Source organism: Frankia sp. CpI1-P (genome assembly GCF_001421075.1).
Classification (GTDB): domain Bacteria; phylum Actinomycetota; class Actinomycetes; order Frankiales; family Frankiaceae; genus Frankia; species Frankia torreyi.
The window spans coordinates 1-25095 of the sequence record NZ_LJJX01000020.1 but is presented as its reverse complement, the minus strand read 5'-3'; the positions used below and the strand labels follow the sequence as shown (position 1 = coordinate 25095).

The following is a 25095-nucleotide window of genomic DNA, read 5'->3' as shown; positions in this document are numbered from 1 at the left end:
GCCGCCGACAGCGCTATCGCGGAGAGATCCGCTCGAACTTGGTCCAGCCGCGCCAGCCGCGTTCCTCGAGCCGCGCCAGGAGCCGACGGGCGATCGGCACCGAGTTGAGGAAGACCGCGTCGAGGAGCTCCGCGAGCTCATCGGTCATCTCCTGGTCGCGGCTATCCCATCCCTCGGCATCGGCGGCCTCGAGAGAGGCGACGAGCCGGTCGGCCAACGCCGTCAACCGCGGGTCGTCCACCTCCCAGTCGATCATCGCGACGAAATCCCAGTAGAGGTCGACCGTCGCCGGGTCGTCGAGCTGCTGCTGCTTCATTTTCATGTAGAGCGGCATGTGCTCCGGGAGTTTGGCGGCCACCAGGATCCAGGCGTCCCGCTCGCCCTCGATCATCAGGTCCGGCAGTCCGAGCTCGCGCAGCCGGTCGAGGTACGCCACCGCCTCCGGCGGCAGGGCCAGGCTGTCTCCGGCTGCCAGCTGCGCGATCCGCTCGCGGTGCCGCTGCCGCTGCCTGATCTCCGCGCGCAGGCGCCGGTCGATGTCGGCGACGGCGGCCGCGAACTCCTCCTCGCCCGCGGCCAACAGCTCGCGGACGCGCGCGAGCGGCACGCCGGCGTCGGCGAGGGTCCGGATCCTGACGAGCTCGACGACGGCGTGGGCGTCGTAGCGCCGGTAGCCGGAGTGGTCGCGCTTCGGCTCCGGCAGGAGACCCTTGGCGTGGTAGTGNCGCACCGCGCGCACGGTGACGCCCGCGTACGACGCCAGTTGGCTGATCGTGAGCACCGCGCCAGTGTCCTATTTCCCGGGCACGCGGAGGAACAGCCGACGCGACCAGAGGTAGCCGAGCAGCGCGATGGCGACGCACCAGCCGATCGCGAGCCACCGGTNGGAGTCCGTCGCGGCGCCCGTGGCGAGCGCGCGGAGGGTGTTGATCATCGGGGTGAACGGCTGGTACTCCGCGAACTGGCGCAGCCCGGTCGGCATCGCGTCGGTCGGCACGAAGGCGCTGCTGACGAACGGCAGGATCATCAGGAACAGCGGGGTGTTACTGGCCGTCTCGACGCTGTCCGCCGCCAGGCCCAGGCCGACGGTCAGCCAGGTGAGCGAGAACGCGATGAGGATCAGCAGCCCGATCACACCGAGCCAGCCGAGCGGGCCGGCAGCGGAGCGGAACCCGAGGAGGAACGCGAACGCCGTCACGATCACCACGGCGAAGCCGGTCCTGATGACAGCGCCCAGCACGTGGCCGGTGAGCACCGACACCCGGGCGATGTTCATCGTGCGGAACCGGGCGATGATCCCGGTGGTCATGTCGGTCGCGGTCGAGATCGCGGTGCCGAGCGCGACGCTGGCGACGGTCATGAACAGGATGCCCGGCGTGATGAAGACGAGGTAGCCCCTGCGGTCTCCGCCACCCNCCTGGCCCGTCTGGCCCGGCAGGCCGGCGCCCAGGGTCCCGCCGAACACGTACACGAACAGCAGCAGGAACAGGATCGGCTGTGCGACCAGAATGATCGACAACGAAGGGTAGCGGCGGATGTGCCGCAGGTTGCGCCGCAGCATCGTCGCCGAGTCACGGACGATGTAGGTGGTGCTCATGCGGGGATCCGCTCGGATGCGGGCGCCTCGGATGCGGGCGCCTCGGATGCGCGGCCGGTGAGCGCGAGGAACACGTCGTCGAGGTCGGCGGAGGAGACCGTCAGGCCGGCGACGCCATCGTCGTCGAGGCCGTCGAGCACGCGGCGCAGCCCGGCGATGCTGCCGTCGCCCGGCACCTGCAGGGTGAGTGCCTCGGCGTCGGTGGTGGCCTCCGGGTGCGCCGCCGCTGCCGCGGCCAGCCCCGCGGCGTCGGTGAACTGCACCGACACGTGCCCGCCGGGCACCCGCCGCTTCAGTTCCGCCGCCGTGCCCTCGGCGACCAGGCGGCCACCGTCGAGGACCCCGATCCGGTCGGCCAGCTCGTCGGCCTCCTCGAGGTACTGCGTCGTCAGCAGCACCGTCACGCCGTCGGCGACCTGCTCGCGCACGATCGCCCACAGGGCGCGACGGCTGCGCGGGTCGAGACCGGCCGTCGGCTCATCGAGGAAGATCAGCCGGGGCCGGGCGATGAGCGTCATCGCCAGATCCAGCCGCCGCTTCATGCCGCCCGAGTAGGTCTGTGCCCGCCGGTCGGCCGCGTCGACGAGGTCGAAGCGCTCCAGCATCACGGTCACGGCGGCGGTCGCGGTCGCCCGGTCCAGGTGCGCCAGGTCGGCCATCAGCCGCAGGTTCTCAGCTCCGGTGAGCAGCTCGTCGATCGCCGAGAACTGCCCGGTGACACCGATCGCGGCGCGCACCCCGGCGGGCTCGCGTCGGACGTCGAAGCCGGCGACGCGGATCTCGCCGTCACCGGGGGTCAGCAAGGTGGAGAGGATGTTGACGATGGTCGTCTTGCCGGCGCCGTTGGGTCCGAGCAGGGCGTAGACGGTGCCCTCCGGGACGGTCAGGTCGACGCCGTCCAGCACGGTGTGGTCGCCGTAGGACTTGGTGAGTCCGGAAGCCTCGATCGCGGGGCTGGTAGCGGTCATGCCGCCATGCTGGAACCCCGACGCAGGGTCAAGGTCAAGCCGGCGCCCGCAGAAACCTTTCAGGACAACTCGCAGGCAGCGGCAGAAGCCCAGGAACATGGCCCGGTTCTGGCGGACTTCGCGGGAGGATCTAGGTCGAGGAGAGCGCACCCCAGATCGGCATGCTGCAGGCGGCGGCGGTGATCGCGGTCGCCACTGCGAGAACGGCTGTGGTCAGCAGCGGTGCGGCCTGCCGCCGCAGTCGAACGGTGAGCTGCGAGCTACCGCCCGGGGTGGCCCTGACCTCCTGCAGGATAACGAAGATCAGCACCAGCAGGAATACCAGCGCGTCCTGCAGCGCGAAGAGAAGGTAGCCCTCGTTGGAGCCGGGCCCGTACGCGGCAAGGTAGCACCAGCATGCGGCGAGAGGCAGGATCACCATGGCGATGTACGGCGCGACCATCCGCAGCGAGATCGCGTTGCCGTCGCCGTCCACCCCCTTCTTGGTGATCATATAAGGCTTCTTGACTCGTAGCACGACCTGGACGAGCGCGGAAAGAACGATGATCCAGCGGGCGGCGTGTAGCACCATTCCCCGCCAGGTGAGCCGCACACCGGCTGGCAGGTGCCAGGGCCGGCTCCACAGCCAGATAGCTGCGGCCATGGCGGTCATCGGGAAGCTGTGGCCGACGAAGTCGAGGTAGTGCACCTTCGCGATGCGCTGATTCAGGCAGAGGGAGATCAGCGGCAATGTGAACAGGATGAGCATCGACAGTGACCAGAAGGTGTACCAGGTCTGCGCGAAAAGGAACTGCATCGCCTGACGTGGCTTGTACTGCCGGAGCAGTCGGGGCGTGTGGCGAAGCAGTACCTCGATCATCGAGTAGGCCCAGGCGAACTGCTGCGACAGGTAGGTCTCAAATGTTTCCGGCCCGTCGCCGACCGCGAGGATGTCGGGGACGAAGACCCCCTGATATCCGCGGGCGGCGAGGCAGACGGTGTCGAGGTGGTCCTCGGCTCGAGTCGGCTGAAACCCGCCTATCTCGCGGATCGCGGCGGTGTCGTACGTGCAGTGGCTACCGATGATGAACGGTGTTCGGGAGAATCCGTAGAAACCCATCTGGAGCGGTCCCTGGAGACCGAGTTCCTGTTCGGCGGCGCCCCGCGCGGTCCAGTGGGTGAAGTTACCGTAGACGCTGGGCGCCTGTACCCATTTCACCTTCGAGTCGGCGAAATAACCGAGGACCCTGTCCAGGTAGTCCGGATTCGGGATGTGGTCGATGTCAAGCTGCGTGAAATGGCTGTAATTGTGCCCATAGGCGTCGAGCCAGCTGTTGACGTTGCCGGCCTTCGTCTTCCGCTTGAAGGGTGGGAACCGCCGGTTCCAGCCGGCCACGCCCACCTTTCCCCAACGGGCCTCGTCGTGGCGCGAGAAATACTTGACCCCCATGGATCGGGCCAACGCCTCTATTTCTGGAGAGGAAATTTTGTCGACGAGTATCCAGCTGTCGTGAGGATAGCTGATTCGACTCATGGCGACGAGTTGGCGACGCACGATGTCCAGCGACTCCGAGCCGGGCACGGTGAGACTCAGAACGGCTACCCGTCCGATCGGCGCGGCGCGCTCGGCGTGGGCCACTGGAATCGGGGTCGGTCGCCGCATGTGTCCCACGAAAAGCATGTACATCGACGACAGGAGCACGCCCACGTAGAAAAAAGAAAATGACATGAGTATGAACAGCGGAAGCGAGCCGACGTGATCCCCGCGCAGCCACCATACCCAGAAGAAGAGCACAGCGAGGATCCACCCGGCCACGATCAGCCAGTACTGCCGTCGCTGCCGGCGACTCATCGGGGAGGTGGACTGGACGCGGATCTCGGACTGCCCCGGGGCCACCTCCGCCCGACGCGGCGCGGAAGGACGGTATTCCAGGGGCATGGTGAGCTGTCCCACGCCGTCGGCCAAAAATGCGGTCGCGTTCTCCCCGCGTAGCGGACTCCGCACCGTTCCCCCAATCCGCGCACGGTCGGCGCACGGCAAAAAGACCAATAACGGAGCGCGCGTGATCGGCCCGAGAAAGGACGACCAGTTCCCGGCCGGCAGATCAGCATCCAAACGGGGTTCGCCCCGTGGTCGGCTACGCTGTCGCGCGATTGGCCGAGCTACTCAACGAAGGCAAGGGTCACGTCACGCGACGCTTCCGCGCGCCCGTGTGGTCGGCAGGCCGAAGACCCTGTCGCACGTTGCCCCCCAGTCCCTGCGCCCCACGAGGATCGCGACATATTGATCGAGGACCCTCGGACTGTTCGTTACGCTAAGGCATCATCTGTCAATTAGCAAAATTTGCACTATCGGCGATAAGGGGTGCACGGAGGGTGACTTTTCATCGGAGATGTACCGATTCGATACTATTCCTCCGTAATCAGCATGACTTCCGCCGCCGAAGCAGGCCTACGTCCGTTGCGGTTGCGGGCATCACACACACGAACGCAGGCTTCTCGTCCTGGAAAGACACGACGGACACCCTCCGGGCGGGCCCGGGGTGGGTCTGCGGTCCACCCGACGCGATCGAGCGCTCGGCTGGGGGGAGTGGACGCTGGTGCAGGTCAGAGGCGTACGGATGATCCACCTGGCCAGCGCGGCGATCGTGGTCGGGCTGCTGATCGNCGTCGTCATGGTCGCGCCGTGGCGGCCCGCGCCGTCCGCCGGAGTCCCCGGCGTCCGAGGCGCGGACATCTCTTTCACGCTGCAGGAGGAGGCCGCCGGCACGGCCTTCTCCGACGGAGGTGAACGTCTGCCGATCGAGCGGATACTCGCGGCCCACGGCGCGAACTACGTCCGGTTACGGGTATGGGTCAATCCACCCCCGGGATACAGCGACGAGCGGTCGGCACTCGAGCTGGCGCGGAGAGCGAAGGACGCTGGCCTGAAGATCCTGCTCGTGCCCCACTACTCGGACTTCTGGGCCGACCCATACAGCCAGCAAACACCGGCCNCCTGGCACGGAGCNGACCTCGCCGCCATGCTCGGCACGGTCAGAACCTATACACGTGACCTGGTCGCGACATTCGCCGAACACGGCACACCGGTCGATATGATCCAGATCGGGAACGAGATCACCAACGGCATGCTCTGGCCACTCGGCGCAGTCCAACACGGCGCGGCGCAGGACTGGTCACCTTTCGCCACGCTGGTCAACAGTGCGATCACCGGTGCCCGCGAAGGTGAGCCNCACCGTCACCTGTCCGTCGTCCTCCACATTGACAGCGGCGGCGACGCCAGCCGTTCACAGTACTTCTTCGACAAACTCATGCACGCCGGGGTCACAGCTTTCGATGTGATCGGCCTCACCTATTATCCGTACTGGAACGGCTCGCTGGCGGATCTGCGTGCGAACCTCGCGAACCTGGCCGCGCGCTACCACAAGAAGATTCTCATCGTGGAGACCGCCTACCCATGGACCCTGGCCGGAACGAAACCCGGCGACTGGGTCAGAACGGCCGATCAGCTACCGGACCGAAAAACTCTTCCCGCTACGGCGGAAGGCCAGGAGAACTACTTCAGGCAACTCCGGCGGCTACTCCAGGAAGTGCCAGACCATCGCGGGCTGGGATTCTTTGTCTGGGAGCCCGGCTGGCTTACCGTCGACCCGAAGGCCGGCGAACGAATTCCGACCGCCAACCTGGCGATGTTCGACGGGCACGGAGCCGCCCTGCCCAGCCTCGACGCATTCTCCGCGCAGGATGGGTCCGCCGCACGACCACGACCACGACCATCGGAATGATGTCGGCGCAGCTTCGACACCTGATCAGCTATCCGAGCGATGTCCCTCGCGCCGNCATTCCATCCGCGATTGCTGCTGGTCGGCCGTTTCTATTCGCGCGATCGGCGCAACATCGACCGCGTACGGGCAGGTCGGTGGCGAACCGGAAGATCATGTTTTCGTGGCGGCGGAACCCGTGGATCAGCGTCCGGGCGTCGACGGCCAGCGGGCTTCGTTTCCCGGAGTTGTCGGTGTCACCGCAGGCGAGCGCGCCGGGCTGCCCCCACGCGGCTATATTCCTGGGGGCAGCCGCACCAGACCCGGAGCACGAAATGACCCAGCCTTCCCCGGAGCAGGACTGGACGGCAATCGTCCGCTACGGGCCGTTCTGCCTCACCGTCACCCACGGGGTGACCCCCCGGAACCTGCTGGAGCGTTACGAGGCCGATCCGACGACAGCCCGCCTCCTTGCCTTCGGCGAGACCGACGCCGTCGTCCAGCCCGGCCCAGACCGGACGATCCTCACCAGTGGAACCCTCGGGGACTGGACGTTCGGCTTCGAGACCATGAGTGTCGAAGGCGTCATGCCCGAGACCCTCGCCGCGCTGTCCCGCGGCACGCAGACACTGGCCCTCAACGACTCCGCCAACGCCATGCACACCCTGAAGCACTGGGTCGACGGGCAACCCCAGGAAAGCTTCGAAATCGGGAACCCGGTCACCCGGCGCGCCGCCGGCCCCCATCCGCTCTGGGACGCCACCGAACGCCACCGGGCCACCCATCCCGACCAGTCGGACATCGTCGCCGCTCTGCGGGCCGTGAACGACCACCTCGGCGGNCACCTCGCCCCCCGCATGCTCGCACGCCCGCTGCTCACCGCCATGCTGCCCGAGCGTCGTCCCCCGCTCTCCGCACCCAGACCCGCCCTCCCACTCGTCCACCCAAGAGAATCGACGCCGCTCGGCCAATACCTCGGCACCCTCCGCCCGCCCGAGGAGAGATGACGCCGTTTCCGGCAGACAGAAGCAGCGCCGGGAGTCCACCCCGGCGAGAACCGCAACATGTTCACTTCATCGCGTCGCCTCCCTGTCCGACGCGGCCACCGGTGCGCCGACGGCCTGGCGTTGGGGGTCCCGCCGTATACAGGTGACGGCTCCGGAGGTGTCTGCTGGGAGCACAGGGCGTCGCCGACCCGATGCAGCAGGACCCTCCAGTCCCGGCGGCTCGGGAGCCGGGAGTGTCAAGTTAACGGCTTTGGCTCACGTGCGGTGGTGACGCCGGGTAGCAGGCATCACGATCCGTCAGATATACGGATTCGTCCAAAGATAGCGGGGCTCGACGCCGTCGCCGCTTGTGGCGGACGGCCTGATCGTCGACCGGAGCTGCTTGTGGATCGTCAGGTTTGAGCCGCACCGCCCCGATCTCCTCGAGGGCTGCCTCGCCGGCACCGGCCCGACCTGGGACACGTCATGATCCCGGCCAGAACCAGCATGACCCAGCAACATCATGATCCAGCGAAACCACACATTAAAGATCAGTATTGTGGCGGCATGGGATTGCTGGGGGATCTGATCAAGATCGTGTCCGACCTGGTGACGAGCAGTCACCGCCGGGGGGAGGCGCCNTCACGGGAGGCGGGACGGGAAGGTCGGCGGCGGTCGACATCAACGCCGACGGCCCGTTCCTCCTCGCCATCCTCCTCGCCATCCTCGGTGGCAGCCGCGCGCAGTCACCCGGCCCGGGAGCGGGCGGGGTCGTCCCGCGCGCAGGCGGAGGTCTCGCCGGGCGAGTCCGGGCCGGACGCCACCAGGGAGGTCGATCCGGATCGCATCGGGCCGGTGCGGATGAGCTACGCGCCGCAGTCGNACGGGGCCCCGGATCCCGGCGAGATCGTCTGGACGTGGGTGCCGTTCGAGGAGAACGACGGACGGGGCAAGGATCGGCCGGTCCTCGTGGTGNCCGTCGAATCCGCGGGCACCTACCTGGCCGTGCAGCTCACCAGCAAGGATCATGACGGCGAGGGCGACTTCGTGTCCGTCGGCGCGGGCGGGTGGGACAGCGAGCACCGACCGTCCTGGGTCAACCTGGACCGGGTGATCCGGGTGCACGAGGGCGGGATGCGCCGAGAGTCGACGGCCCTGCCGCGCGAGCCGTTCGAGCGGGTCACGGACCGGCTGCGGCAGCGCTACGGCTGGCGCTAGCTAAGACGACACAAGCTGCAGATGTGTGCAAACCATGAGGGGTGGCTACCCCGGGTAGCCACCCCTCATGAACCAATGTTCCGCGCGAACCTTTCCATTAGATCAGTCCGCCTCTCTGACCCTTCATCGACCCAACGGTCACCAGGCCAATAGATTAAAACTATTTATTCAGGTCAAACGCTTGGCGAGTTTCTGGCGTCGGCGACTGCCCCAGTCTCGCAGGTCGGTCCACGTGGTGAGCTCGCCGAAGGTCACGAACGTGATCAGCGGCCGGCGGCCGATCAGACGGGTCGCCATGAGCCCGCTGAGTCTGCGCTTGTGGCTCAAGGAAGCGACGTCGGTGTCCAGGACGACGAGCTGCACGGCGGCGACTCAGGCGACGTCGCGNCGACGCTCGGCGTAGGCGAACGCGAGGAACTCGTCGAGCTCCTCGTCGGAGTCGAAGGTGTCGGCCGCCAGGTCGTCGAGAGACCGGATGGGTGATGTACCTCGCGCGGCCAGGAGCTCCTCGGCGGTGACCGGAGAGCGCAGCGGCGGGTACGGCGGAGGGCCGGTTTCCGGAGTGCTCATGGACGCGGCCTCCTCGCGGGTGTTTCCGGCTGGCTGCGAACCAGGACCAGCATATGGCAGCGCCCAGGTCGCGATCTGTGACCGGCTGTAGTCGGCGGAAGCCGTCGCCTTGTCGCGCACACCGGCAGACATCGGGGCGGACATCGGGCACCCGGCCTCTTCGGGGCGTTCCCCTACCTGCCGGGCCAGGCTGGCTACAACAAGCTGCTACGACCAGTGTTACCACTGGTCAAGGGCATGATCGGGCTTGTGGCGGCGGACAGTGAATTCTGGTTCGACAACCACTGGATCAGCGATGCGACCACCGTGCCGTGCGGAATGTCGCGGCCGACGGTGCAGCACGTGCAGCACGTGGAGCTGGCCGGCTACAGCTACTGCGCGTCGCACTCCCGATTCCACCGGGGGCTGAAGCTGTACGGGGAATTGCCACCTCGTACCATCCTGCCCTCGGCGGTGTGGAATCCTCACGGTGGGCGAAGACGGCCCGCCGTGATGTCAGGAGCATCGCAAGCCTGGTGTTCCCACCCCCGGGTGCTCACCTATTTCACCGTGCTGAGGAGATCTGGGCTGGTGCGAGTTTCGATGTTTCGCCGCCGTTGGGTGGCGGGGTGCGCCGCGGTGCTGGCGTTCGGCCTGACCGCGTGTTCCGGCTCGTCGAGTGGGTCCGGTGGGGTGAGCCCGTCGGCCACGGGGTCCGCCACCGAGTCGCGTTACGCGACGCCGCTGAAGGGGATCTGCCCCTCCACGGTTGTCATCCAGGCGAACTGGTGGCCTGGCCTTCCCGACGGGTACCTGTACCAGCTTCTAGGCCCCAACCCGACGATCGACGTGAGCAAGAACCGGGTTGAGGGACCGCTGGGTGCTACCGGCGTGAGGCTCCAGGTGCGCGCCGGCGGGCCGGCGACGGGTTTCCAGCCGGTGACCTCGCTGCTGGCTCAGGACGACAGCATCCTGGCCGGCTATGTGGGAACGGACGAGGCTGTGCAGGCCTCCGGGAGGCAGCCGCCGGTCGCCGTCTTCGCGCCCTACGAGAAGTCTCCGCTGGCGCTGATCTGGGGCGACCCGGCGTGGAACTTCACCAACGTCGCCGAGATCCGCCAGTCGGGCGCGACGGTGCTGGCCAGCGCGAGCGGGACGTCCTTTCCCGACGTCTTCGTCCGGGAGGGGTCNCTGGCCAAGTCCCAGGTCGACACCTCCTATCAGGGGTCCCCGGACCGGTTCGTCGCCGCCGATGGCAAGATCGTGCAGCAGGCTTTCGTCACCAACGAGCCCTACCTGCTCCAGCACGACGTCAAGGCGTGGGGCAAGCCGGTGAAGCACCTACTTCTGCAGGACGAATACCCTGCGTACATCTCCGCGTTGGCCGTTCGGCCGGACAAGGTGTCGACCCAGNGCGCCTGCCTGGCCAAGCTGGTGCCGCTGTTGCAGCGGGCGCAGCGGGACTACGTCGCTAATCCGGCGCCGGTGAACCAGCTCCTGCTGAAGGTCGTCAGTACGCTGCACACGGGCGGGTTCACCCTTTCGTCGGGGCTGCTCGCGTACGGCAACGCCACGCAGAAGCAACTCGGGTTGATCGCCGATGGTAGTGACGGAGTGCTGGGCAGCTTCGACACGGCCCGGGTAGGGACGCTGATCGGCCGGCTGGTCCCGGTCTTCACTGCGAAGGGCAGTACGCCGAAGGCGGGGCTGGTTCCTTCGGACCTGGTGACCAACGAGTTCCTCGACAAGGCAGTGACGTTGAAGTAAGGGACGCCGGCGGCAACGGAAGAAGAGTGACGTCCGGGGCGGGGCCGCCCCGGACGGTCCCTATGATGAGCATCGGGTTCTTGTGACCACGCGGCGAAGGGAACGTTACTCATGAGCGACGCTTCGGCACCCGTTGTCGACATCACCGTGCCGCACTCGGCGCGGGTGTGGAACTACTGGCTGGGCGGGAAGGACCACTATCCGGTGGACCGCGAGTTCGGCGACCGGCTCTACGAGTTGCTCCCCGAGATTGTGCAGCTCGCCCGGCAAGCTCGGGCCTTTCTGGGCCGCGCGGTCACCTACCTGGCCGGTGAGGTGGGTATCCGGCAGTTCCTCGACATCGGTACCGGCCTGCCGACGGCCGACAACACCCATGAGGTAGCGCAGCGGATCGCCCCCGACTCGCGGATCGTCTACGTCGACCACGATCCGCTGGTCCTGGCGCACGCGCGGGCCCTGCTGGTCGGCACGCCCGAGGGGGCTACCAACTACGTCGACGCCGACGTCCGCGAGCCGAAGAAGATCCTCCAGNCCGCCCGCGAGACCCTGGACTTCACCCGGCCGATCGGCTTGATCATGCTCGGGATCATGGGAAACGTGGCCGACCTCGACGAGGCATACGCGATCGTGCGCGAACTGCGCGAATCCCTGCCCTCCGGCAGCTATCTTGTGTTCAAGGACGGCACCTACGCCATCATGGGCGAGGACCGTGCCGACGCCATCCACCATCTCCACGAGCACGAGAGCTTTCCGTACCACATGCGCACCCCCGAGCAGGTGGCCCNTTTTCTCGACGGTTTCGAACTCGTCGAGCCGGGTCTGGTCTCGACGCCGTTGTGGCGGCCAGACCCCTCGGCCGAACCGCCCCTGGCGATCGACGACCTGTGTGGCATCGGCCGGAAGCCCTGACGTCCGCCAACCGGGCGGAGGCGGACGTCACGCAGCGTGATACGAGGCGATTTTTTTGATGACCTTTACCGTGTCGTCGGGCGTCGTGCTCTTGAGTGCCAGATTGTCCATGGCGAGCGTGTAGCGGGTGACGTCGTCCGGCTTGTCGAGATAGACGGAGCCCGTGAGATGCTCCAGGTAGACGACATCGGCGATATCNGGCTCACCGAACCGCAGAATGCTGAACGCGCCCCCCTCGGCGGGGTGGGGGCCGACATTGAATGGAATCACCTGGATGGTGATGTTCGGGTTCGCGTTCAGGGCGATCAGGTGTTCGAGCTGGCCTTGCATGACGGCCGGCCCGGCGACCGAGCGCCACAGTGCCGCCTCGTCAATGATCGCCCATGCCCGGGGCGGATCTGGCCGGTCGAGAATGGCCTGCCGACTTATCCGCGCCTGGACCCGACGTTCGACGGCGTCGGCGCCGTCCACCTGGCGGGCTCCGGCCATGANGGCGCGGGCGTAATCCTTGGTCTGGAGGAGGCCGGGGATGAATTGAAGCTCGTAGGTCCGGATCAGGATCGCCGCTTCCTCCAGGCCCAGGTAGGGCTGAAACCATCCCGGCATCACGTCGGTGAAACCCTGCCACCAACCGGGCTCGTTGGCCTGACGGGCGAGTTCGAGCAACGGCGAGCGGTCCCTCTCGTCCGTGACGCCATACAGTGTCAGCAAGTCGGCCACATCGCGTTCCTTGAAACTGACCCGACCCAACTCCAACCGACTGATCTTCGACTCGGAGGCCCGGATGCTGTAGCCAGCATCCACCCGGCTAATGCCTTTCGCTTCCCGGATTCTCCGTAGCTGTGTGCCCAGTACAACGCGGCGCACTATCGGCCCGCCCGCCCGTTGCAGCGTCATTCCCCCGCCCTCATCCGGCCGCCCTCATGCGGCCACGTTCCCTTCAGCGTACCGGATGATGATGGAAGTCATGTAGCCGGGTTCACCCACAGCGCCGGGACAACCGAGCTGGCGGNCCTCGCTCCGGGACTGTTTCCCGGCCATGACACCGGGGACGGCATCAGGGTGCGTCCGGTAACGCCTCGTGCCCGGGGCTACGATTCGCTCAGATTAAGGACGCCGGCATGTCGCCGACGGCCCGGCTCCGTGGCAGGAAGGGAGAGACGGTGCCCCTTGCGCCGGGGATCGCATTGGCGTTCGACGACGTGGGAAAGACCTTCTCCGACGGCACCGACGCGTTGCGGGGAGTGTCACTTACGGTCGCCGACGGCGAGTTCGTGACGGTGGTCGGGCCTTCGGGCTCGGGGAAGTCCACACTATTGCGGATCGCGTCGGGGTTGACCGAGCCCTCCAGCGGGACGGTTGCCGTCGGGCCCAAGGCCCCCGGCTACGTTTTTCAAGATCCCACGCTACTGCCGTGGCGCACCGTCGAGGGCAATGTCGGCCTGTTCGCCCAACTCGACCGCGTGCCGAAGAAGCGGCGGCGCGAACTCGTGGCCGCGGCCATCTCCCTCACCGAGCTCGAGGGGTTCGAGCGCCACCGGCCCACGGCGCTGTCCGGCGGCATGCGGATGCGGGTCTCGCTCGCCCGGGCGCTCACGGTGCGGCCGTCGCTGTTCCTTTTCGACGAGCCGTTCGGCGCGGTCGACGAGATCACGCGGCAGCGGCTCGGCGAGGAGGTGCAGCGGCTCCACGCCCGCGAGCGGTTCGCGGGCGTGTTCGTCACCCACTCGGTCGTGGAGGCGGTCTGGCTCGCCAGCCGGGTCGTCGTCCTGTCAGCCCGACCGGGGCGCGTCCTCGCGCAGGTCGACGTCCCGTTCGCCTACCCGCGGCCCGCCGACCTGCGCTTCGACGCCGCCTTCGGCGACGTCGCCCGGACCGTCTCGGCGGCGCTGCAGGAGTCGTTCACATGACGGCGACGGCCCGGGCACCGCTCGCGGCCCCGGCGGCCGAGAGCCCCCGCCAGCATGGCCGCCTGCGCCGCACGGCCCGCGGGGCCGGGCCGCCGCTGGCCGTGCTGGCCGCCGTCGTCGGCGTCTGGTACGCGGTGACCTATCTCGCGCTGGCCCCCCGCCGCCGCTTCCTGCTGCCGCCGCCGCACGAGGTCGTCACCGACGGCTTCGGGGACTGGACCACCTTCCACGAGACTCTGCGGGGACTGGGCGCGACGGCGAAGGTCGCGCTGGTGGGGCTCGCCATCGCCGCCGCCCTTGGGATGATCTTTGCCGTGCTGATGAGCCAGGCGGGCTGGGTCGAGCGGTCGTTCTACCCGTGGGCGGTGGCGCTCCAGACGATCCCGATCCTCGCGATCGTGCCGCTGATCGGGTTCTGGCTGGGGTACGGATTCTGGTCCCGTACCGTCGTGTGCGTCCTGGTCGCCTTGTTCCCCATCATCACCAACACCCTGTTCGGNCTCCAGTCGACCGACGCCCAGCAGCATGACCTGTTCACGCTGCGCCAGGCTGGCCGGTGGGCAAGNCTCGTCCATCTCGAGTTTCCCAGCGCCCTGCCCGCGGTGTTCACGGGGCTGCGTATCTCCGCCGGGCTGTCGGTCATCGGCGCGATCGTCGGTGACTTCTTCTTCCGGCAGGGGCAGCCGGGCATCGGCAGCCTCATCGACGACTACACCCAGCGCCTCCAGTCCGCACCGCTGTTTGCCGCGATCATGGTGTCCTCCCTGTTCGGCCTAGCGCTGTTCTGGCTGTTCGGGCTGGCCGCCCGCATCGCCGTCGGCGCCTGGGACACCCCCCGCCGCCGATCCTGACCCCAGCGGCGTCACGCTCGCCTCGGGCCAGCGCGTCGAGGCGGACTATCTGGTGCTGGCCACCGGCTCCGACTACCCGTGCCCGGCGAAGGCCGGTCGCGACCACCGTCAGCAAGGCCCTGGACGACCTTCGTCGGACCCGTCAGGAGGTCGTCAGGTCCGAGCGGGTGCTGATCCTCGGCGCCGGGCCGTCCGGTGCCCGGGTCGCGGGAAGTGCGGCGAGCAGGGTCCGCGTGTAGGCGTGGGCCGGCCGGGCGAAGACCTGGCGGACCTCGCCGGTCTCGACGAGCCGGCCGGCCCGCATCACCGCGACCCGGTCGCTGACCTGGCTCACCACCGCGAGGTCGTGGGAGATGAACAGCATCGCGAGGCCCTCCTGCTCCTGTATCTCCGTGAGCAGGTCGCCTGTCAGGCCATAGGACTTCTCGGCGTCCCGCTGGCCGAGCGCGGCCTTCACCCGGGCCAGACCCCAGTTGTAGGCGAACCGGGCCGCCCCGGCGTGNCGGCGCAGGCCGGCGAGCTGGACCTGGTTCGGGTCGAGCGCGAACCGGTACGCCTGAAGAGCCTTCACTCGCCGGCCTCAGTGGCCGCGGCGACTGCGCGGGCGGCCCGGTTCGCCGCGGCCCGGCGGCCGTACAGCCGGGCGCACATCGAGGTCAGGATCTCGGTGATGTCACCGACCAGGTCATCGTCGACCTCAGCCGGGTCGACCACCAGCAGGCGCCGCCCCTGCGCGGACAGCGCGGCCTCGACGTACTCGGCACCGAACCGGNCGAACCGGTCCCGATGCTCGACGACGATCGTCGTCACGGCCGGGTCACGTAGCAGGCCGAGGAACTTCCGCCGATGACCGTTGAGCGCCGACCCGACTTCGGTCACGACCCTGCCGACAGCCAGGTTCCGGCTGGCTGCCCAGGTGACGATCCTGGCGACCTGCCGGTCAAGGTCCGGCTTCTGATCGGCCGACGAGACGCGGGCGTATACGGCCACCGCCTCTACCGGGACCTGCTGCGCGGGCGGGTCGATGAGGATCAGCCCACCGACCTTCCGCGCGGAGACCGGGAGCTTGCCGTCCAGGAACCACTGGCGGGCGGTGGAATACCCGACCTCGTTCGCGGCGGCCCACTCCTTGAGGTTCACACCGCCACCATACAGCTCTATCCGGCGCTATCCGGCGCTATCCGGCGCTAGACCGGCAGCAGTTTTCACCCTCTGCTCCGGGAGCCGGACGGGCTCGGTGATCCGGCTGGTCCCGGTGTCGCGCTCGAGCAGCCCGCCACCGTGATCAGCAATGCGGGCAGCACGAGGCCGAGCAGGGTCCGAGAAGCGGCGAAGCGCACGGAGCGACCCTCTCTGGAGTGAGTTGATGAGGTGGATGGTTTTATACACCAAACTAGTGGGGTATGAACACCCAGGTCACCGCAACGGCGGAGGACAGGTCTGGGGAGGAGCCCGGCCATCGGGGGCGCGGTCCTGTTCTTCACGTCTCCGGCGGCCGGCGGGTTAGGCTGACCCGGTGAGTTCCGCCGTGATGCCTTCGTCCCGCGCGTCCGGTCAGGCACCGCTGGAGAGGCTGGGGGCCGGTGCCGCCGCGCTGGTGCGGTGGAGCGAAAGCCGGCGTATCCGGGCGGAGATCGCCCGGCGCTCGGACTGCCGCCTGCCGCCGAGCGAGCTGCGGCTGCTGGAGTTCTTCGACCTGGCGGAGCCGCTGCGGATCTCCGACATCGCCGAGTGCATGCAGATCGACATCTCCACCACCTCGCTCCAGCTACGCCAGCTCCGGGAGAACCGTCTCGTCGAGGCGATCTCCGTCGAGGGAGACCGCCGCACGACGCTGATCGCCATCACCCCCGCGGGCCGCACGGCGGTCGAGAAGGTACGCGCCGCACGGCTCGAGCTCCTACGGGACGTGTTCGCCGACGTCCCCGGCGACAAGCTCGACCAGGCCGCCGACGTCCTGCTGCTCATCCATGAGCACATGCTCACCGGGATGCGGGAGAAGCTCGGGGCCCGCCCGGGCCCGGGCGGTGGCTCCCAGGCCGACCCGGCCGGCTGAGCGGTTCCCCACGCGGCTCCCCGCCCCCGGCACGACCCGCGCCGAAGATGTTTTGATCGAACAAAGCATTTGGCTGACGCCGAGGGAAGCCGGGGCGTGCCCCGGTCTCCGGGGGCGGCGGAATGGCCGTCGCCGCGATGGGGGACGCGGTCACGGGCAGATGGGCTGGCACGTTCGGGGACGGACCGGCGGGCGACGGGTATCTCGACCGTCGTGTGGAGCGCCCAGGCGAGGATCAGCGACGCTAGGTAGCACGCGGCAATCACGGCCGCGCCCGCCGGGACCGGCCAGGAGTTCTCCCTGAGGTCGGGATTACCGGGCGCCAGACCAGGGCCCGGCGCCACACCGGGGGCGTTCCCGCCTACCAGGTGGGCCCGTCGGCGATCCGCCCGTCCACGTCGGACCCGTAGCGCCGCAACCGCTTGTCCCCTGTCTCGGCGAGCAGGTCGGCCAGCTGGCGCGTGGCGTACTCGTCGCCGGCGTCGGCGCGCTGGCGTAGGACGTCGATCGCGCCCGGCCGGTCCCCTGCCTCGGCGAGCAGGTCGGCCAGCCGTCTCGCGGCGTCCCCGTCACCGGCGTCCGCGCGCTGGCGCAGGCCGTCACGGTCCCCCGCCTCGAAAAGCAGGTCGGCCAGCCGGCTCGCGGTGACCCTGTCGCCGGCGTCGGCTTGCTGGCGTAGGAGGGGGACGGCGAGTGTGTAGACCTGGTAGTTCAGGGCGGTGTTGGCGAGGCGGGCCAGGTCGTCGGGGNGGGTGGGGTGGTCGCGTAGCGCGGTCCACAGGCTGGCGGGGGGCCGTTCGCCGCGGCGGGTGTGGGTGGCGTGTTGGAGGAGGTAGTCGGCGACGGTGTAGCCGGCGATCCGGCCCATGCCCATGCCGTTGCTGGTGGAAGCGAGGGCGGCGGTGGCGCCGTGAAGTTCCTCGGTGGCGTAGGCGAGGGCGTGTTCGAACCAGTTGGCGGGGGCGGTGGCTTGCTGGTGGGGAGTGCAGTAGTCGGGGGCGGCGTCGCGGAGCAGGCCGGCGGTCAGGGGTGCGCGGGCGCCGAGGCGGGCGGCGTCGAGCGCGGCGGTGAGGACCCCGCCCAGGCGTAGGGATGGTCGGTGTGAGCGCTGGTCCAGCGGCGCAGGAGTTCGGGGGCGGCGGCCAACGTCTGGGTGAGCCCGTAGCCGCTGTTATCGAGCCCGGCCTGGATCCGCCGGTCCTGTATGGCGGCGTGGCGGGCGCGGGCCTGTTCGGCTGGGCTGAACCGGTCGTCGACGTCGACGACGGCCGCCAGGCGCAGGACGTCGCGTTCCCAGCGGTAGGGGTCGGGTTCGCCGGGTTTCGGCAGCGCGGTGAAGCGGCGGTAGTACTCCGGCCAGAGCGTGCCCACGACCACCACCGGGCCGACGGCGTCGAGCAGGGCGCGCAGAACACCGGCGGTCAGGCCGTGTTCACCGCCCAGATAGTTCTGGAGTTCGTCGAGCCAGAGCACGGTCCGGGCGGGGGGTGTGCCGGTGAGGGCGGTGATCTGCGCGGCGCTGGCGGGGTGGATCAGCCGCCAGTCGCCCAGTTCGGCTTTGACCNCTTCCACCGCGCAGCGGGTCTTGCCGACCGAGGATCCCCCGACCAGCAGCACGAACCCACCCCACCCGGCCGCAGCCCGTAGCCGGTCCCGGACCCCGTTGCGCGCCTGGTCGATGTCACGTTCCACGTAGACCGGCGGGGTGGTGTCCTCAAGGTCGGGCAGTTGGATCGCCCGGTGTACCCCGAGGCGGTACGGATCGGCGTCGGCGACCCGCAGCCGGCCCGGGAACACCGGCTCCGGGCCCACCCCTGCCCGGCGGGCCGGCCCCCGCCGGGAAACGACGGTTCAACTGTCGGCTTTCCCCGCTCCCCGCGGGCCGCGGCGACCAGCCGGGTGGCCGCGGTATCCGGGTCGAGGTCGAACAGATCGACGCTGACGAGCTGGGCGAGCAGGCCCGGCCGGGGGCAGTCCTCGATCCGGAACACCAGCAACCGGCGATCCTCACCGGACGGATCCTGCTGCCAGGCGGCCTGCCACTCCGCCTCCGCATACGCCGAGGACAGATACGCCGCCGAGAGCACCGCGACGGTCCGCGCCGCGTGCTGCGCGGCCCGGTGCATCTCGGTGACGAAATGCGCCCCCGCCCCGAAGTCCCACGCCTGGATCCGGGTGGTGTAGCCGGCGGCTTCCAACTGCCAGGCCACCCACACCGCCCACGGCTCATCCACCCCGGTGTACGAGACGAAAAAGTTCACCGAACTCGGCAGACCCGCTGCTGCGCCGGCCCCTGCCGGATCCCCCATGCCCATAGCCGACAGCCTGCCAGGCATCACCACGAACCGTCACAACCCCGCCGCGCAGCGGACAAGCGTCGGCGTGGATGGCGTCCAGGTCGTCGACGTCGGTCATGAGCTCCACGTGCAGCCCGTCGAGGAGGGGAGGACGGGGTACCGCATCAGCATCACGCGTCCCGGGTAGCCTGCCCTCACGGACTATCGCGTGATGACCGTGACACGGCTGCGATCCCGCCGGGCGGGGACACCCCGGCCCGCTCTCGCCGGCGCCGGGACCGGCCGGTGGTGATCCGGACCGACACCGGCGACCACCCCCTGTCCCTGCAGCTCTCCGCCGCGGTCCGCGCCGTCACCGGCGCCGGCGGCGAGGGGCCCGTCCTGACCCCGACCGAGACGGGGCGCGTAGCGGTCAGCCTCGGCGGGGTCGCTCTGGGCCACGTGAGCCTCAGCCCTGGCCCTCGCGGCGGCCGGGGCTGGCAGGCCGCAGCATTGGCGGCGGCGGTGCTGTCCAGGTCTGGCGGACCGGCCGGAGGCAGGACACCCACCCCACTCGCCAGTCCGCGGCAGCCGCGCTGCTCCACCAGTTGGCCTACTGGCCGACCGCGCTCGACGCGCCTCCCTGCACGCCTGAACGGCGTCTCGAGGGCGAGGAACGCTGCTGCCAAGTAGCGAAACCTCCCGCGTCAGTCCTCTCGTACGAGCGTTCATCCGGTCATTGCGGCTTGGACACGAGCAGAATGAAGAAAAGGGGATCGCTCGGTCAGGGGCGTGCCGTGCCGCAGCCGCGCGCAGAATCGGCCATCCGCATCACAGGGGAGAAAGGATCGGGGTTGTGAGCTCCCAGTCCCAGGAGGGGTTCGGTCCGGTGCAGCTCGCCCGCTGGCTTGGGATGAAGGAGTGGCAGCTGCGTCGCGCCCAGAACCTGGGTCTGATACCGCCGCCCGACCTCCACGCTCATCGCTGGTCACACGCACTGGCCCGGACGCTGCCCGACCGGGTCGAGCAGATCCTCGCCGAGGTCGGCGAACGCCCCGAGCCGACGGCCGACGGTAAGACCTCCAGGCCACGCAGCCGGGAAGGGTTCGGCCCAGTGCAGCTCGCCCGCTCGCTCGGGATCCAGGAATGGCAGCTGCGTCACGCACAGTTCCGGGGGCTGGTACCACCTCCCGACATCGAGGGCCGCCGCTGGTCGGACGCCCTCGCTGAGACGCTGCCCGACCGGGTCGAGCAGATCCTCGCCGAGGTCGGCGACCATCCGGGTATCGGCTCGGAGAAGTCCGCCCAGTACCTGGCCGAGCGCACCGCCCTGGACGTCCAACGTGCGGACGTCCAGGCATTGCACGAACGCGGGATCCTTCGCCCGACGGGCGAGTTCCGCGGCTGGCCCCTCTACGCGGTCAAAGAGCTGGACGCGCTCGCTCCCGATCAGCTCCTTGCAGTCGTCGCCGACCGCCAACGTTGGCTCGCGGCAAGCTTGACCAATGCCGAGGCCGCCGAGCTGCTCGGCTGGTCCGTCGGTCGTTTCGAGGTGACCGCCGAACGCGGCGGCCTGGCCCCCGGCCGATTCGGCCGCTACGCCCGCGCCGATGTCGAAGGTCTGCGTCACGACCGCTGAGATTTGGTGAGCACCGCGGGCCCGTGACCGGCCCGCGGGCGGGTCTCAGCCAGGCCCGATCCGGACGCGCCGGCGGGCCCGGTGCAGGGCTTGGCGCACGGCCTCCCCCTCCAGGGCGACCCCCCTTCCTTCAGCCCCTCCAAAAGGCTCCACAAGGCCCTCCGTCTTTATTCGGAGGGGGCTGACAGTACGGTCGGCGCGTGTTGAGCAGNATGTCGACGTTGCCGACCGCGTCGGTCAACGCCTGCCGGCGGCGTGAAGCTGCGCAGAACGACGAGTACCTGCCCATGGCCTCCGGGGCACATGTCGCTCTCTGTAGCCGCCCACCGAGGCTTCAAGATTAGTTGCTGTCGCAACGGCATCACATCGACCACTTGTCGATCTTCGCGACGACCGGGACGCCACAAAAGGCCTGGTCAGAGGGGGTGGACCATGTGTACCAGTATCCGAACCGCTTGATCTTGGTTGCTGGCCCTGAAATCACTGTCCGACCGGTCGTTACCCGAGCCCCAGCCAGGGACGAAGCCCAGTGACCGCGCCGACCGGAACATCATCTACCGGATCGAACAAGCGTTCCGAACACCTGATGGTTCCGGACACCTCGGCCCGTCTGGTGACCNTGACCGTCGCCGTCGTGGTCGCGTTGACGTTCCTATTCGGTTTGGCCTCGGGGAAGGTGCTTGCGCTCGGGCACAACTCACTGAGGAGGGGCTGGCGGCGAGTACGTCCACACCCAGGGCAACGTGCCCGCAGCCAGTGCGGCTGGTCGAGTTGGCTGGCGATGAGTGGGAACTCGGCTTTGAGTAGCGTCAGCAGTTGCTCCTGGAGTTCCCGCAGCGCGGCCGTGGCGATTCGCCACACGATGGACCAGTCGACCTCAAAGTACGTGTGAACGGCGATGTTGCGGAATCCGGTGACGGACCGCCACGGCACGTCNGGCCACCGTCCGCGGATCTCGGGCGAGACTCGTCCGGCCGCCTCGCCGATCACCAGGAGTTTCTGGAGGACAGCACTCTGGATCAGATCGCTTTCCAGGAACGCGGCCTCGTCGACCTCCTGGACGAACGCCGTCGCGGCGACCGCGGCTTCGATCATGTCGACGAGGTAGAGCTCATCACGCCGCATAGAGGACCCGAGCCTCCGCGAGCACTCGATCGCGGATGACCCACTTCAGCCGGGATTTGGGTACCAGGTCGACGCGACGACCGACGATCTTTTCGAGATCGTCCCGGAGGTCGACGATCTCGAAGCCAAGCGCCGAGTCGGGCGCCAGCACGTACAGCAGGTCGACGTCCGACTCGTCGGTGTCGTCGCCGCGANCCACCGAGCCGAAGACGGACAACTCGGCGACGCCGTAGCGCCGGCACACCTCGGCGATCCGACTGTCACGAAGGTCGACGGTCACCTCGCCATTATCGCCTCCAGACAGCCACGACCGCACGACCCAGGCACCGCCTCACGCGCGATGCCCGCCGGCGTCCTGCGTGCCGCGCGAACCACCCAGCCGCGACCCGAAGCGCCGTAGAGCAGTCCGACGCACGAGGTGCGTCTGGTCATGCGTCCCAGTCGTCGGCGCCGCTGAGTTGCTCGATCTACTCCGCGGGCAGCTTGCCGCGGGATTCACGCCCGGAGTCCAAGCGCGGGGGCATAGTCGCGGCGGCGGTGCGGTTGGGTGAGGATCTCGACGCTGTCGATGNCCTGGTCGATCGCGCCGGGGAGATGGCCGAGCGGGCCGTCGGGTCGGTGTCCGAGCCCGGTGGGGAGGGCTCGCAGCTGCGGATCGCTGATCACATCGGTCAGCGCACGAGTGAGGCGTTGCGCGCCGAGTACCTGGATGTCCCGGGTATGAAAGCGGCGCGGGGTCTACGGGCTCGGCCAGGCCAAGCTGGTCCGTGGCGGCGNCAAGATGGCTGGCCGTGGCGCACAGCGCTGCTTCGCGTTCCCGCCACCGCGTCGCGCTGAGCGCGTGGCGCAAGTGCCGACCGACCTGGTCCGCGAGGGCCGACTGGGCGAACACGGTCATCAGCCACTTGCTGTACGGGGCCCAGCGACGTTCGAGGAGAAAGCCGATCCGGACGAGGTCGCGGGCCACGCGCGCGGCGAGCATGCGCGAGCCGAGGTCGCCGCCGCGGCCGCCGGTGCGGCCGACGAACGGTTCTTCCTGGCTGACCCGCAGCCAGCCGGCCGCCAGGACATAGCGCCAGACGTCGTCGGGGTACCAGGTCAGTGCCCGAAGCCGCGCGGTGAGCAGATCGAGCGGGTCGTGCAGGACCACGCCGCCCGTGAGGCTGGCCATGATCTGGGTCGGGGCCAGCANCCAGTCCGCCAGATCCATCCCGCAGGCGGGGTCGACACCGAGCCGGTCGAGGAAGAACGCCTGCGCGGTGGTCACCTCCACCTGGTGGTGTGGTCGGCCGTCGTGTCGGTCGCTGTCGGGGTAGACGACCGGGAAATCGTCGAATCGAGCTGGCAGCCTCTCCAGGGCGACGTCGATCGGCGTGGTATCGAGATCCGGGGGGACGAACAATTGCAGGCGGGGGCCGAAATCGTGGTCCGTGGAGATTCCGTGCCAGGTCACGCCGTTCGGCGGCAAGGACGTCGATGACCTGCCCGACCTGGTCGATCGCCCGGTACAGGTAGGTCCACCGGCCGGCGACCTTGACGTAGGTTTCGTCGACGAACCACCTGTCTCCAGGGCTGGGTCGGCACGGCCGGGCAGCCTCGACGAGCAGCGGAGTGAACCGCTGGACCCAGNGGTAGATCGTGGCGTGATCGACGGTGATGCCGCGTTCCGCGAGCAGCTCCTCGACGTCGCGGTAGGACAGGCTGTACCGCAGGTACCAGCGGACGACCAAGACGATCACCTCGGGTGGGAACCGGAACCCGACGAACTCCGAAACCGGTTAGTGAGCGAAAGCCTCGGTACCGAGCACTCGGAGTAGGTCGAGGCGGCTGGCGTCCTGGCTGTCCGGCTCGGCGGAGTAGACGATGATTCGAAGAGCGCTGCCGGGGGTTTGCAGAACATCGCTGTCGAGCGTGAGGTGACCGACGTGAGGATGCTCGATGCGTTTGCGAGCGGTTCGATGTCGGACGGGGCGACCGGCGATCCACCTACTCACGAAGTCGGTGCAGTGGAGTCCACGGACGTGGTGTACGGGGTGTGATCGTCTAGCGACTCACCGGAGTGGCGGTCCGTGACGTGAAGCGACCACCGCGTGATCCTCATTCGAGAACAGGCAAGAACTCGAGGAGGAGAAACGCGATGGCCGTGCGTCCGACTGTGACCGACGTCGAAGGGTTCGGCAAGGAGCTGGTGGCGGCGAGTCCGGATCTGTTGGGCTCGATGGTGAAGGCGTTCGCGGAGGCGTTGATGAGCGCCGAGGCCGACGGGGTCTGTGGCGCCGAGTACGGGGAGATATCACCGGATCGGACGAATCGTCGGAATGGCTACCGGATGCGGGAGTGGGACACCCGGGCGGGAACGATTGATCTGGCGATTCCGAAGCTGCGGTCCGGTTCGTATTTCCCGGAATGGTTGTTGACGCGCCGCCGGCGGGCGGAACAGGCGTTGATCTCGGTGGTGGCCACCTCGTATCTTCTCGGTGTTTCCACCCGGCGGGTCGACAAGCTCGTGGAACAGCTCGGGGTCGCGCATATTTCGAAGTCGCAGGTGTCGGAGTTGGCGAAGCATCTCGACGGGCAGGTCGAGGCGTTCCGCTCGAGGCCGCTGGATGCCGGCCCGTACCGGTTCGTGCAGGCCGATGNGCTGACGATGAAGGTCCGCGAAGACGGCCGGGTTGTGAACGTCCACTGCCTGCTCGCCGTCGGGGTCAACGGCGATGGTCACCGGGAGATCCTCGGCCTCGACGTCGTGAGCAGCGAGGACGGGGCAGGGTGGTTGGCGTTCTTCCGTGGCCTGGTCGCCCGCGGCCTGTCCGGGGTCCGCCTGGTGACCTCGGATGCCCACCGGGGCCTGGTCGCGGCGATCGGGTCGACGCTGACGGGTGCTTCCTGGCAGCGGTGCCGGACGCATTACCTGCGTGACTTGTTGACGTTCACACCGAAGTCGTCGCAGCCGTGGGTGGCAACATTGGTCCGGACTATCTTCGAGCAGGCGGACGCAAAAGAGGTGACGGTGCAGTTCGACCGGGTCGTCGACGCCTTGGCCGAGAAACTGCCCCGCGCCGCGGAACACCTGTCCGAGGCGAAAGCGGACCTGCTCGGGTTCACCGCCTACCCGCGGGAGATCTGGCGGCAGATCTGGTCGTCGAACCCGCAGGAACGACTGAACAAGGAGATCCGTCGGCGGACCGATGTTGTGGGTATCTTCCCGGACCGCGGTGCCATCGTACGTCTCGTCGGCGCCGTACTCGCCGAGCAACACGACGAGTGGATCGAAACCCACCGCTATTTCGGCCTGGAAATCCTCGGCAAAGTCGACGCGGGGAACACGCCGGCCGACACACCCGAGATCAGCGTGACACCCGAAGCGCTCACCGCCTAAACTGAAACTAGGATCACGCGGAGTTACCTTCCGTACACCACGCCGCTGGACGTGACCGAACGAGGTCGGCCTCGACCACTATCAGGTCCGGCTTTACCATGCCTGGTATCGGCATATCACGCTGG

At 68.5% G+C, this 25095-nt stretch carries 20 protein-coding genes and 24 pseudogenes; 18 read left to right on the top strand and 26 right to left on the bottom strand.

Translation table 11 applies throughout. From position 1 onward, the window contains the following. Nucleotides 1-13 precede the first annotated feature (13 nt). The 7 genes and pseudogenes from FF86_RS14945 to FF86_RS14930 form a co-directional block, all read right to left on the bottom strand. Nucleotides 14-724: pseudogene (locus tag FF86_RS14945) on the bottom strand (MerR family transcriptional regulator); the annotation flags it as partial. Between the two features lies 1 nt (nucleotide 725). Further along, on the bottom strand, nucleotides 726-781 hold a 56-nt coding region (locus tag FF86_RS62450; protein ID WP_255355802.1), incomplete at its 3' end, for a hypothetical protein. Nucleotides 782-793: 12 nt separating this feature from the next. Then, nucleotides 794-885, bottom strand: a pseudogene (locus FF86_RS48980) (ABC transporter permease); the annotation flags it as partial. 1 nt (nucleotide 886) lies between these two features. Next, nucleotides 887-1415 (bottom strand): annotated as a pseudogene (locus FF86_RS14940) (ABC transporter permease); the annotation flags it as partial. Nucleotide 1416: 1 nt separating this feature from the next. Continuing rightward, nucleotides 1417-1597 (bottom strand): annotated as a pseudogene (locus FF86_RS48975) (ABC transporter permease); the annotation flags it as partial. Next, nucleotides 1594-2565, bottom strand: coding sequence for an ABC transporter ATP-binding protein (locus FF86_RS14935; RefSeq protein WP_044885851.1), 972 nt, complete (start codon nucleotides 2563-2565; stop codon nucleotides 1594-1596). The pseudogene FF86_RS48975 and the gene FF86_RS14935, both read right to left, overlap by 4 nt. Before the next feature lie 130 nt (nucleotides 2566-2695). Beyond that, nucleotides 2696-4660, bottom strand: a complete 1965-nt coding sequence (locus FF86_RS14930; protein WP_242418797.1) for a glycosyltransferase family 2 protein — start codon at nucleotides 4658-4660, stop codon at nucleotides 2696-2698. 559 nt (nucleotides 4661-5219) lie between these two features. Here FF86_RS14930 and FF86_RS48970 point away from each other — a divergent pair. The 7 genes and pseudogenes from FF86_RS48970 to FF86_RS48945 form a co-directional block, all read left to right on the top strand. Further along, nucleotides 5220-5540, top strand: a pseudogene (locus tag FF86_RS48970) (glycosyl hydrolase 53 family protein); the annotation flags it as partial. A 15-nt stretch (nucleotides 5541-5555) separates the two neighbouring features. Continuing rightward, nucleotides 5556-5776: pseudogene (locus FF86_RS48960) on the top strand (glycosyl hydrolase 53 family protein); the annotation flags it as partial. 1 nt (nucleotide 5777) lies between these two features. Then, the coding region (locus tag FF86_RS48955) for a glycosyl hydrolase 53 family protein (RefSeq protein WP_242418796.1) at nucleotides 5778-6329 on the top strand (552 nt) is incomplete at its 5' end. 152 nt (nucleotides 6330-6481) lie between these two features. Beyond that, nucleotides 6482-7146, top strand: a pseudogene (locus FF86_RS66500) (DUF6461 domain-containing protein); the annotation flags it as partial. 787 nt (nucleotides 7147-7933) lie between these two features. Further along, a pseudogene (locus FF86_RS66495) lies at nucleotides 7934-8173 on the top strand (type II toxin-antitoxin system PemK/MazF family toxin); the annotation flags it as partial. Nucleotide 8174: 1 nt separating this feature from the next. Further along, nucleotides 8175-8266 (top strand): annotated as a pseudogene (locus FF86_RS48950) (type II toxin-antitoxin system PemK/MazF family toxin); the annotation flags it as partial. A gap of 1 nt (nucleotide 8267) precedes the next feature. After that, a partial coding sequence (locus FF86_RS48945; protein WP_396229890.1) for a type II toxin-antitoxin system PemK/MazF family toxin occupies nucleotides 8268-8509 on the top strand: 242 nt, incomplete at its 5' end. A gap of 168 nt (nucleotides 8510-8677) precedes the next feature. Here the strand turns inward: FF86_RS48945 and FF86_RS14910 are convergent. Then, nucleotides 8678-8872: a hypothetical protein gene (locus FF86_RS14910; protein WP_199865407.1), complete on the bottom strand. Its 195-nt coding sequence runs from the start codon at nucleotides 8870-8872 to the stop codon at nucleotides 8678-8680. Nucleotides 8873-10936: 2064 nt separating this feature from the next. Between FF86_RS14910 and FF86_RS48925 the strand changes: the two are divergent. The 3 genes and pseudogenes from FF86_RS48925 to FF86_RS48915 all read left to right on the top strand — a co-directional run. Beyond that, nucleotides 10937-11356: pseudogene (locus FF86_RS48925) on the top strand (SAM-dependent methyltransferase); the annotation flags it as partial. 1 nt (nucleotide 11357) lies between these two features. Beyond that, nucleotides 11358-11609 (top strand): annotated as a pseudogene (locus FF86_RS48920) (SAM-dependent methyltransferase); the annotation flags it as partial. 1 nt (nucleotide 11610) lies between these two features. Beyond that, nucleotides 11611-11734 (top strand): SAM-dependent methyltransferase (locus tag FF86_RS48915; protein ID WP_242418813.1); only part of this gene is annotated, 124 nt, incomplete at its 5' end. A gap of 27 nt (nucleotides 11735-11761) precedes the next feature. Here FF86_RS48915 and FF86_RS48910 read toward each other — a convergent pair. The 3 genes and pseudogenes from FF86_RS48910 to FF86_RS48900 form a co-directional block, all read right to left on the bottom strand. Next, nucleotides 11762-11932 (bottom strand): annotated as a pseudogene (locus FF86_RS48910) (Scr1 family TA system antitoxin-like transcriptional regulator); the annotation flags it as partial. Nucleotide 11933: 1 nt separating this feature from the next. Then, nucleotides 11934-12225 (bottom strand): annotated as a pseudogene (locus FF86_RS48905) (DUF5753 domain-containing protein); the annotation flags it as partial. 1 nt (nucleotide 12226) lies between these two features. Beyond that, nucleotides 12227-12631: Scr1 family TA system antitoxin-like transcriptional regulator (locus FF86_RS48900; protein WP_242418795.1), on the bottom strand; the 405-nt coding region annotated here is incomplete at its 3' end. A gap of 224 nt (nucleotides 12632-12855) precedes the next feature. Here FF86_RS48900 and FF86_RS14885 point away from each other — a divergent pair. From FF86_RS14885 to FF86_RS48885, 4 genes and pseudogenes are all read left to right on the top strand, one after another. After that, nucleotides 12856-13644, top strand: coding sequence for an ABC transporter ATP-binding protein (locus tag FF86_RS14885; protein WP_199865561.1), 789 nt, complete (start codon nucleotides 12856-12858; stop codon nucleotides 13642-13644). Beyond that, nucleotides 13641-14143: pseudogene (locus tag FF86_RS48895) on the top strand (ABC transporter permease); the annotation flags it as partial. The gene FF86_RS14885 and the pseudogene FF86_RS48895, both read left to right, overlap by 4 nt. A gap of 1 nt (nucleotide 14144) precedes the next feature. Continuing rightward, a pseudogene (locus FF86_RS48890) lies at nucleotides 14145-14209 on the top strand (hypothetical protein); the annotation flags it as partial. A gap of 1 nt (nucleotide 14210) precedes the next feature. Next, nucleotides 14211-14495 (top strand): ABC transporter permease subunit (locus tag FF86_RS48885; protein ID WP_242418794.1); only part of this gene is annotated, 285 nt, incomplete at its 5' end. A gap of 142 nt (nucleotides 14496-14637) precedes the next feature. On the opposite strand, the gene FF86_RS64115 is transcribed toward FF86_RS48885, so the two are convergent. From FF86_RS64115 to FF86_RS48870, 5 genes and pseudogenes are all read right to left on the bottom strand, one after another. Continuing rightward, entirely contained in the window at nucleotides 14638-14799 is a 162-nt protein-coding gene (locus FF86_RS64115; RefSeq protein WP_313949812.1) for a hypothetical protein, read from the bottom strand. 81 nt (nucleotides 14800-14880) lie between these two features. After that, nucleotides 14881-14997: pseudogene (locus FF86_RS48880) on the bottom strand (helix-turn-helix domain-containing protein); the annotation flags it as partial. 1 nt (nucleotide 14998) lies between these two features. After that, a partial coding sequence (locus tag FF86_RS62445) for a hypothetical protein (protein ID WP_255355801.1) occupies nucleotides 14999-15066 on the bottom strand: 68 nt, incomplete at its 3' end. Continuing rightward, nucleotides 15063-15267, bottom strand: a pseudogene (locus FF86_RS48875) (IS607 family transposase); the annotation flags it as partial. The gene FF86_RS62445 and the pseudogene FF86_RS48875, both read right to left, overlap by 4 nt. A 1-nt stretch (nucleotide 15268) precedes the next feature. Beyond that, a partial coding sequence (locus tag FF86_RS48870; RefSeq protein ID WP_242418793.1) for an IS607 family transposase occupies nucleotides 15269-15635 on the bottom strand: 367 nt, incomplete at its 3' end. 376 nt (nucleotides 15636-16011) lie between these two features. Between FF86_RS48870 and FF86_RS14865 the strand changes: the two genes are divergently transcribed. Beyond that, nucleotides 16012-16551, top strand: a complete 540-nt coding sequence (locus tag FF86_RS14865; protein ID WP_082122371.1) for a MarR family winged helix-turn-helix transcriptional regulator — start codon at nucleotides 16012-16014, stop codon at nucleotides 16549-16551. A 1565-nt stretch (nucleotides 16552-18116) separates the two neighbouring features. On the opposite strand, the gene FF86_RS31970 is transcribed toward FF86_RS14865, so the two are convergent. Continuing rightward, the coding region (locus tag FF86_RS31970) for a toll/interleukin-1 receptor domain-containing protein (protein ID WP_131729376.1) at nucleotides 18117-18860 on the bottom strand (744 nt) is incomplete at its 3' end. Between the two features lie 823 nt (nucleotides 18861-19683). Between FF86_RS31970 and FF86_RS14845 the strand changes: the two genes are divergently transcribed. Then, on the top strand, nucleotides 19684-20466 hold the full coding sequence (locus tag FF86_RS14845; protein WP_199865560.1) for a hypothetical protein: 783 nt from the start codon (nucleotides 19684-19686) through the stop codon (nucleotides 20464-20466). Between the two features lie 620 nt (nucleotides 20467-21086). On the opposite strand, the pseudogene FF86_RS48865 reads toward FF86_RS14845, so the two are convergent. The 9 genes and pseudogenes from FF86_RS48865 to FF86_RS31960 all read right to left on the bottom strand — a co-directional run. Beyond that, a pseudogene (locus FF86_RS48865) lies at nucleotides 21087-21402 on the bottom strand (DUF86 domain-containing protein); the annotation flags it as partial. A gap of 1 nt (nucleotide 21403) precedes the next feature. Continuing rightward, nucleotides 21404-21561, bottom strand: a 158-nt coding sequence (locus tag FF86_RS48860) for a DUF86 domain-containing protein (RefSeq protein ID WP_242418812.1), incomplete at its 3' end; no start/stop codon positions are given. Between the two features lie 19 nt (nucleotides 21562-21580). After that, a pseudogene (locus tag FF86_RS14835) lies at nucleotides 21581-21785 on the bottom strand (nucleotidyltransferase family protein); the annotation flags it as partial. A gap of 1 nt (nucleotide 21786) precedes the next feature. Further along, a pseudogene (locus FF86_RS62440) lies at nucleotides 21787-21835 on the bottom strand (nucleotidyltransferase); the annotation flags it as partial. Between the two features lie 533 nt (nucleotides 21836-22368). Next, a partial coding sequence (locus FF86_RS48855) for a DUF4037 domain-containing protein (protein WP_242418811.1) occupies nucleotides 22369-22762 on the bottom strand: 394 nt, incomplete at its 3' end. Between the two features lie 21 nt (nucleotides 22763-22783). Continuing rightward, nucleotides 22784-23044: pseudogene (locus FF86_RS48850) on the bottom strand (hypothetical protein); the annotation flags it as partial. After that, a pseudogene (locus FF86_RS48845) lies at nucleotides 23040-23220 on the bottom strand (DDE-type integrase/transposase/recombinase); the annotation flags it as partial. The pseudogenes FF86_RS48845 and FF86_RS48850, both read right to left, overlap by 5 nt. 1 nt (nucleotide 23221) lies before the next feature. Beyond that, a pseudogene (locus FF86_RS48840) lies at nucleotides 23222-23330 on the bottom strand (IS6 family transposase); the annotation flags it as partial. A 39-nt stretch (nucleotides 23331-23369) separates the two neighbouring features. Beyond that, a complete protein-coding gene (locus tag FF86_RS31960) occupies nucleotides 23370-23585 on the bottom strand; it encodes a hypothetical protein (protein WP_242418792.1) in 216 nt (71 codons plus the stop codon). Between the two features lie 143 nt (nucleotides 23586-23728). On the opposite strand from FF86_RS31960, the pseudogene FF86_RS48835 reads away from it, so the two are divergent. Both FF86_RS48835 and FF86_RS48830 read left to right on the top strand, forming a co-directional pair. Then, nucleotides 23729-24230 (top strand): annotated as a pseudogene (locus FF86_RS48835) (transposase); the annotation flags it as partial. 1 nt (nucleotide 24231) lies between these two features. After that, the coding region (locus tag FF86_RS48830) for an IS256 family transposase (RefSeq protein ID WP_242418791.1) at nucleotides 24232-24970 on the top strand (739 nt) is incomplete at its 5' end. Between the last annotated feature and the right edge of the window lie 125 nt (nucleotides 24971-25095).

What these genes read in the sequence shown, in the direction of transcription:
- FF86_RS64115 (WP_313949812.1), bottom strand. Translation starts at nt 14,799, where the DNA reads ATGCGGGCCGGCCGGCTCGTCGAGACCGGCGAGGTCCGCCAGGTCTTC.
- FF86_RS14885 (WP_199865561.1), top strand. Translation starts at nt 12,856, where the DNA reads ATGTCGCCGACGGCCCGGCTCCGTGGCAGGAAGGGAGAGACGGTGCCC.
- FF86_RS14935 (WP_044885851.1), bottom strand. Translation starts at nt 2,565, where the DNA reads ATGACCGCTACCAGCCCCGCGATCGAGGCTTCCGGACTCACCAAGTCC.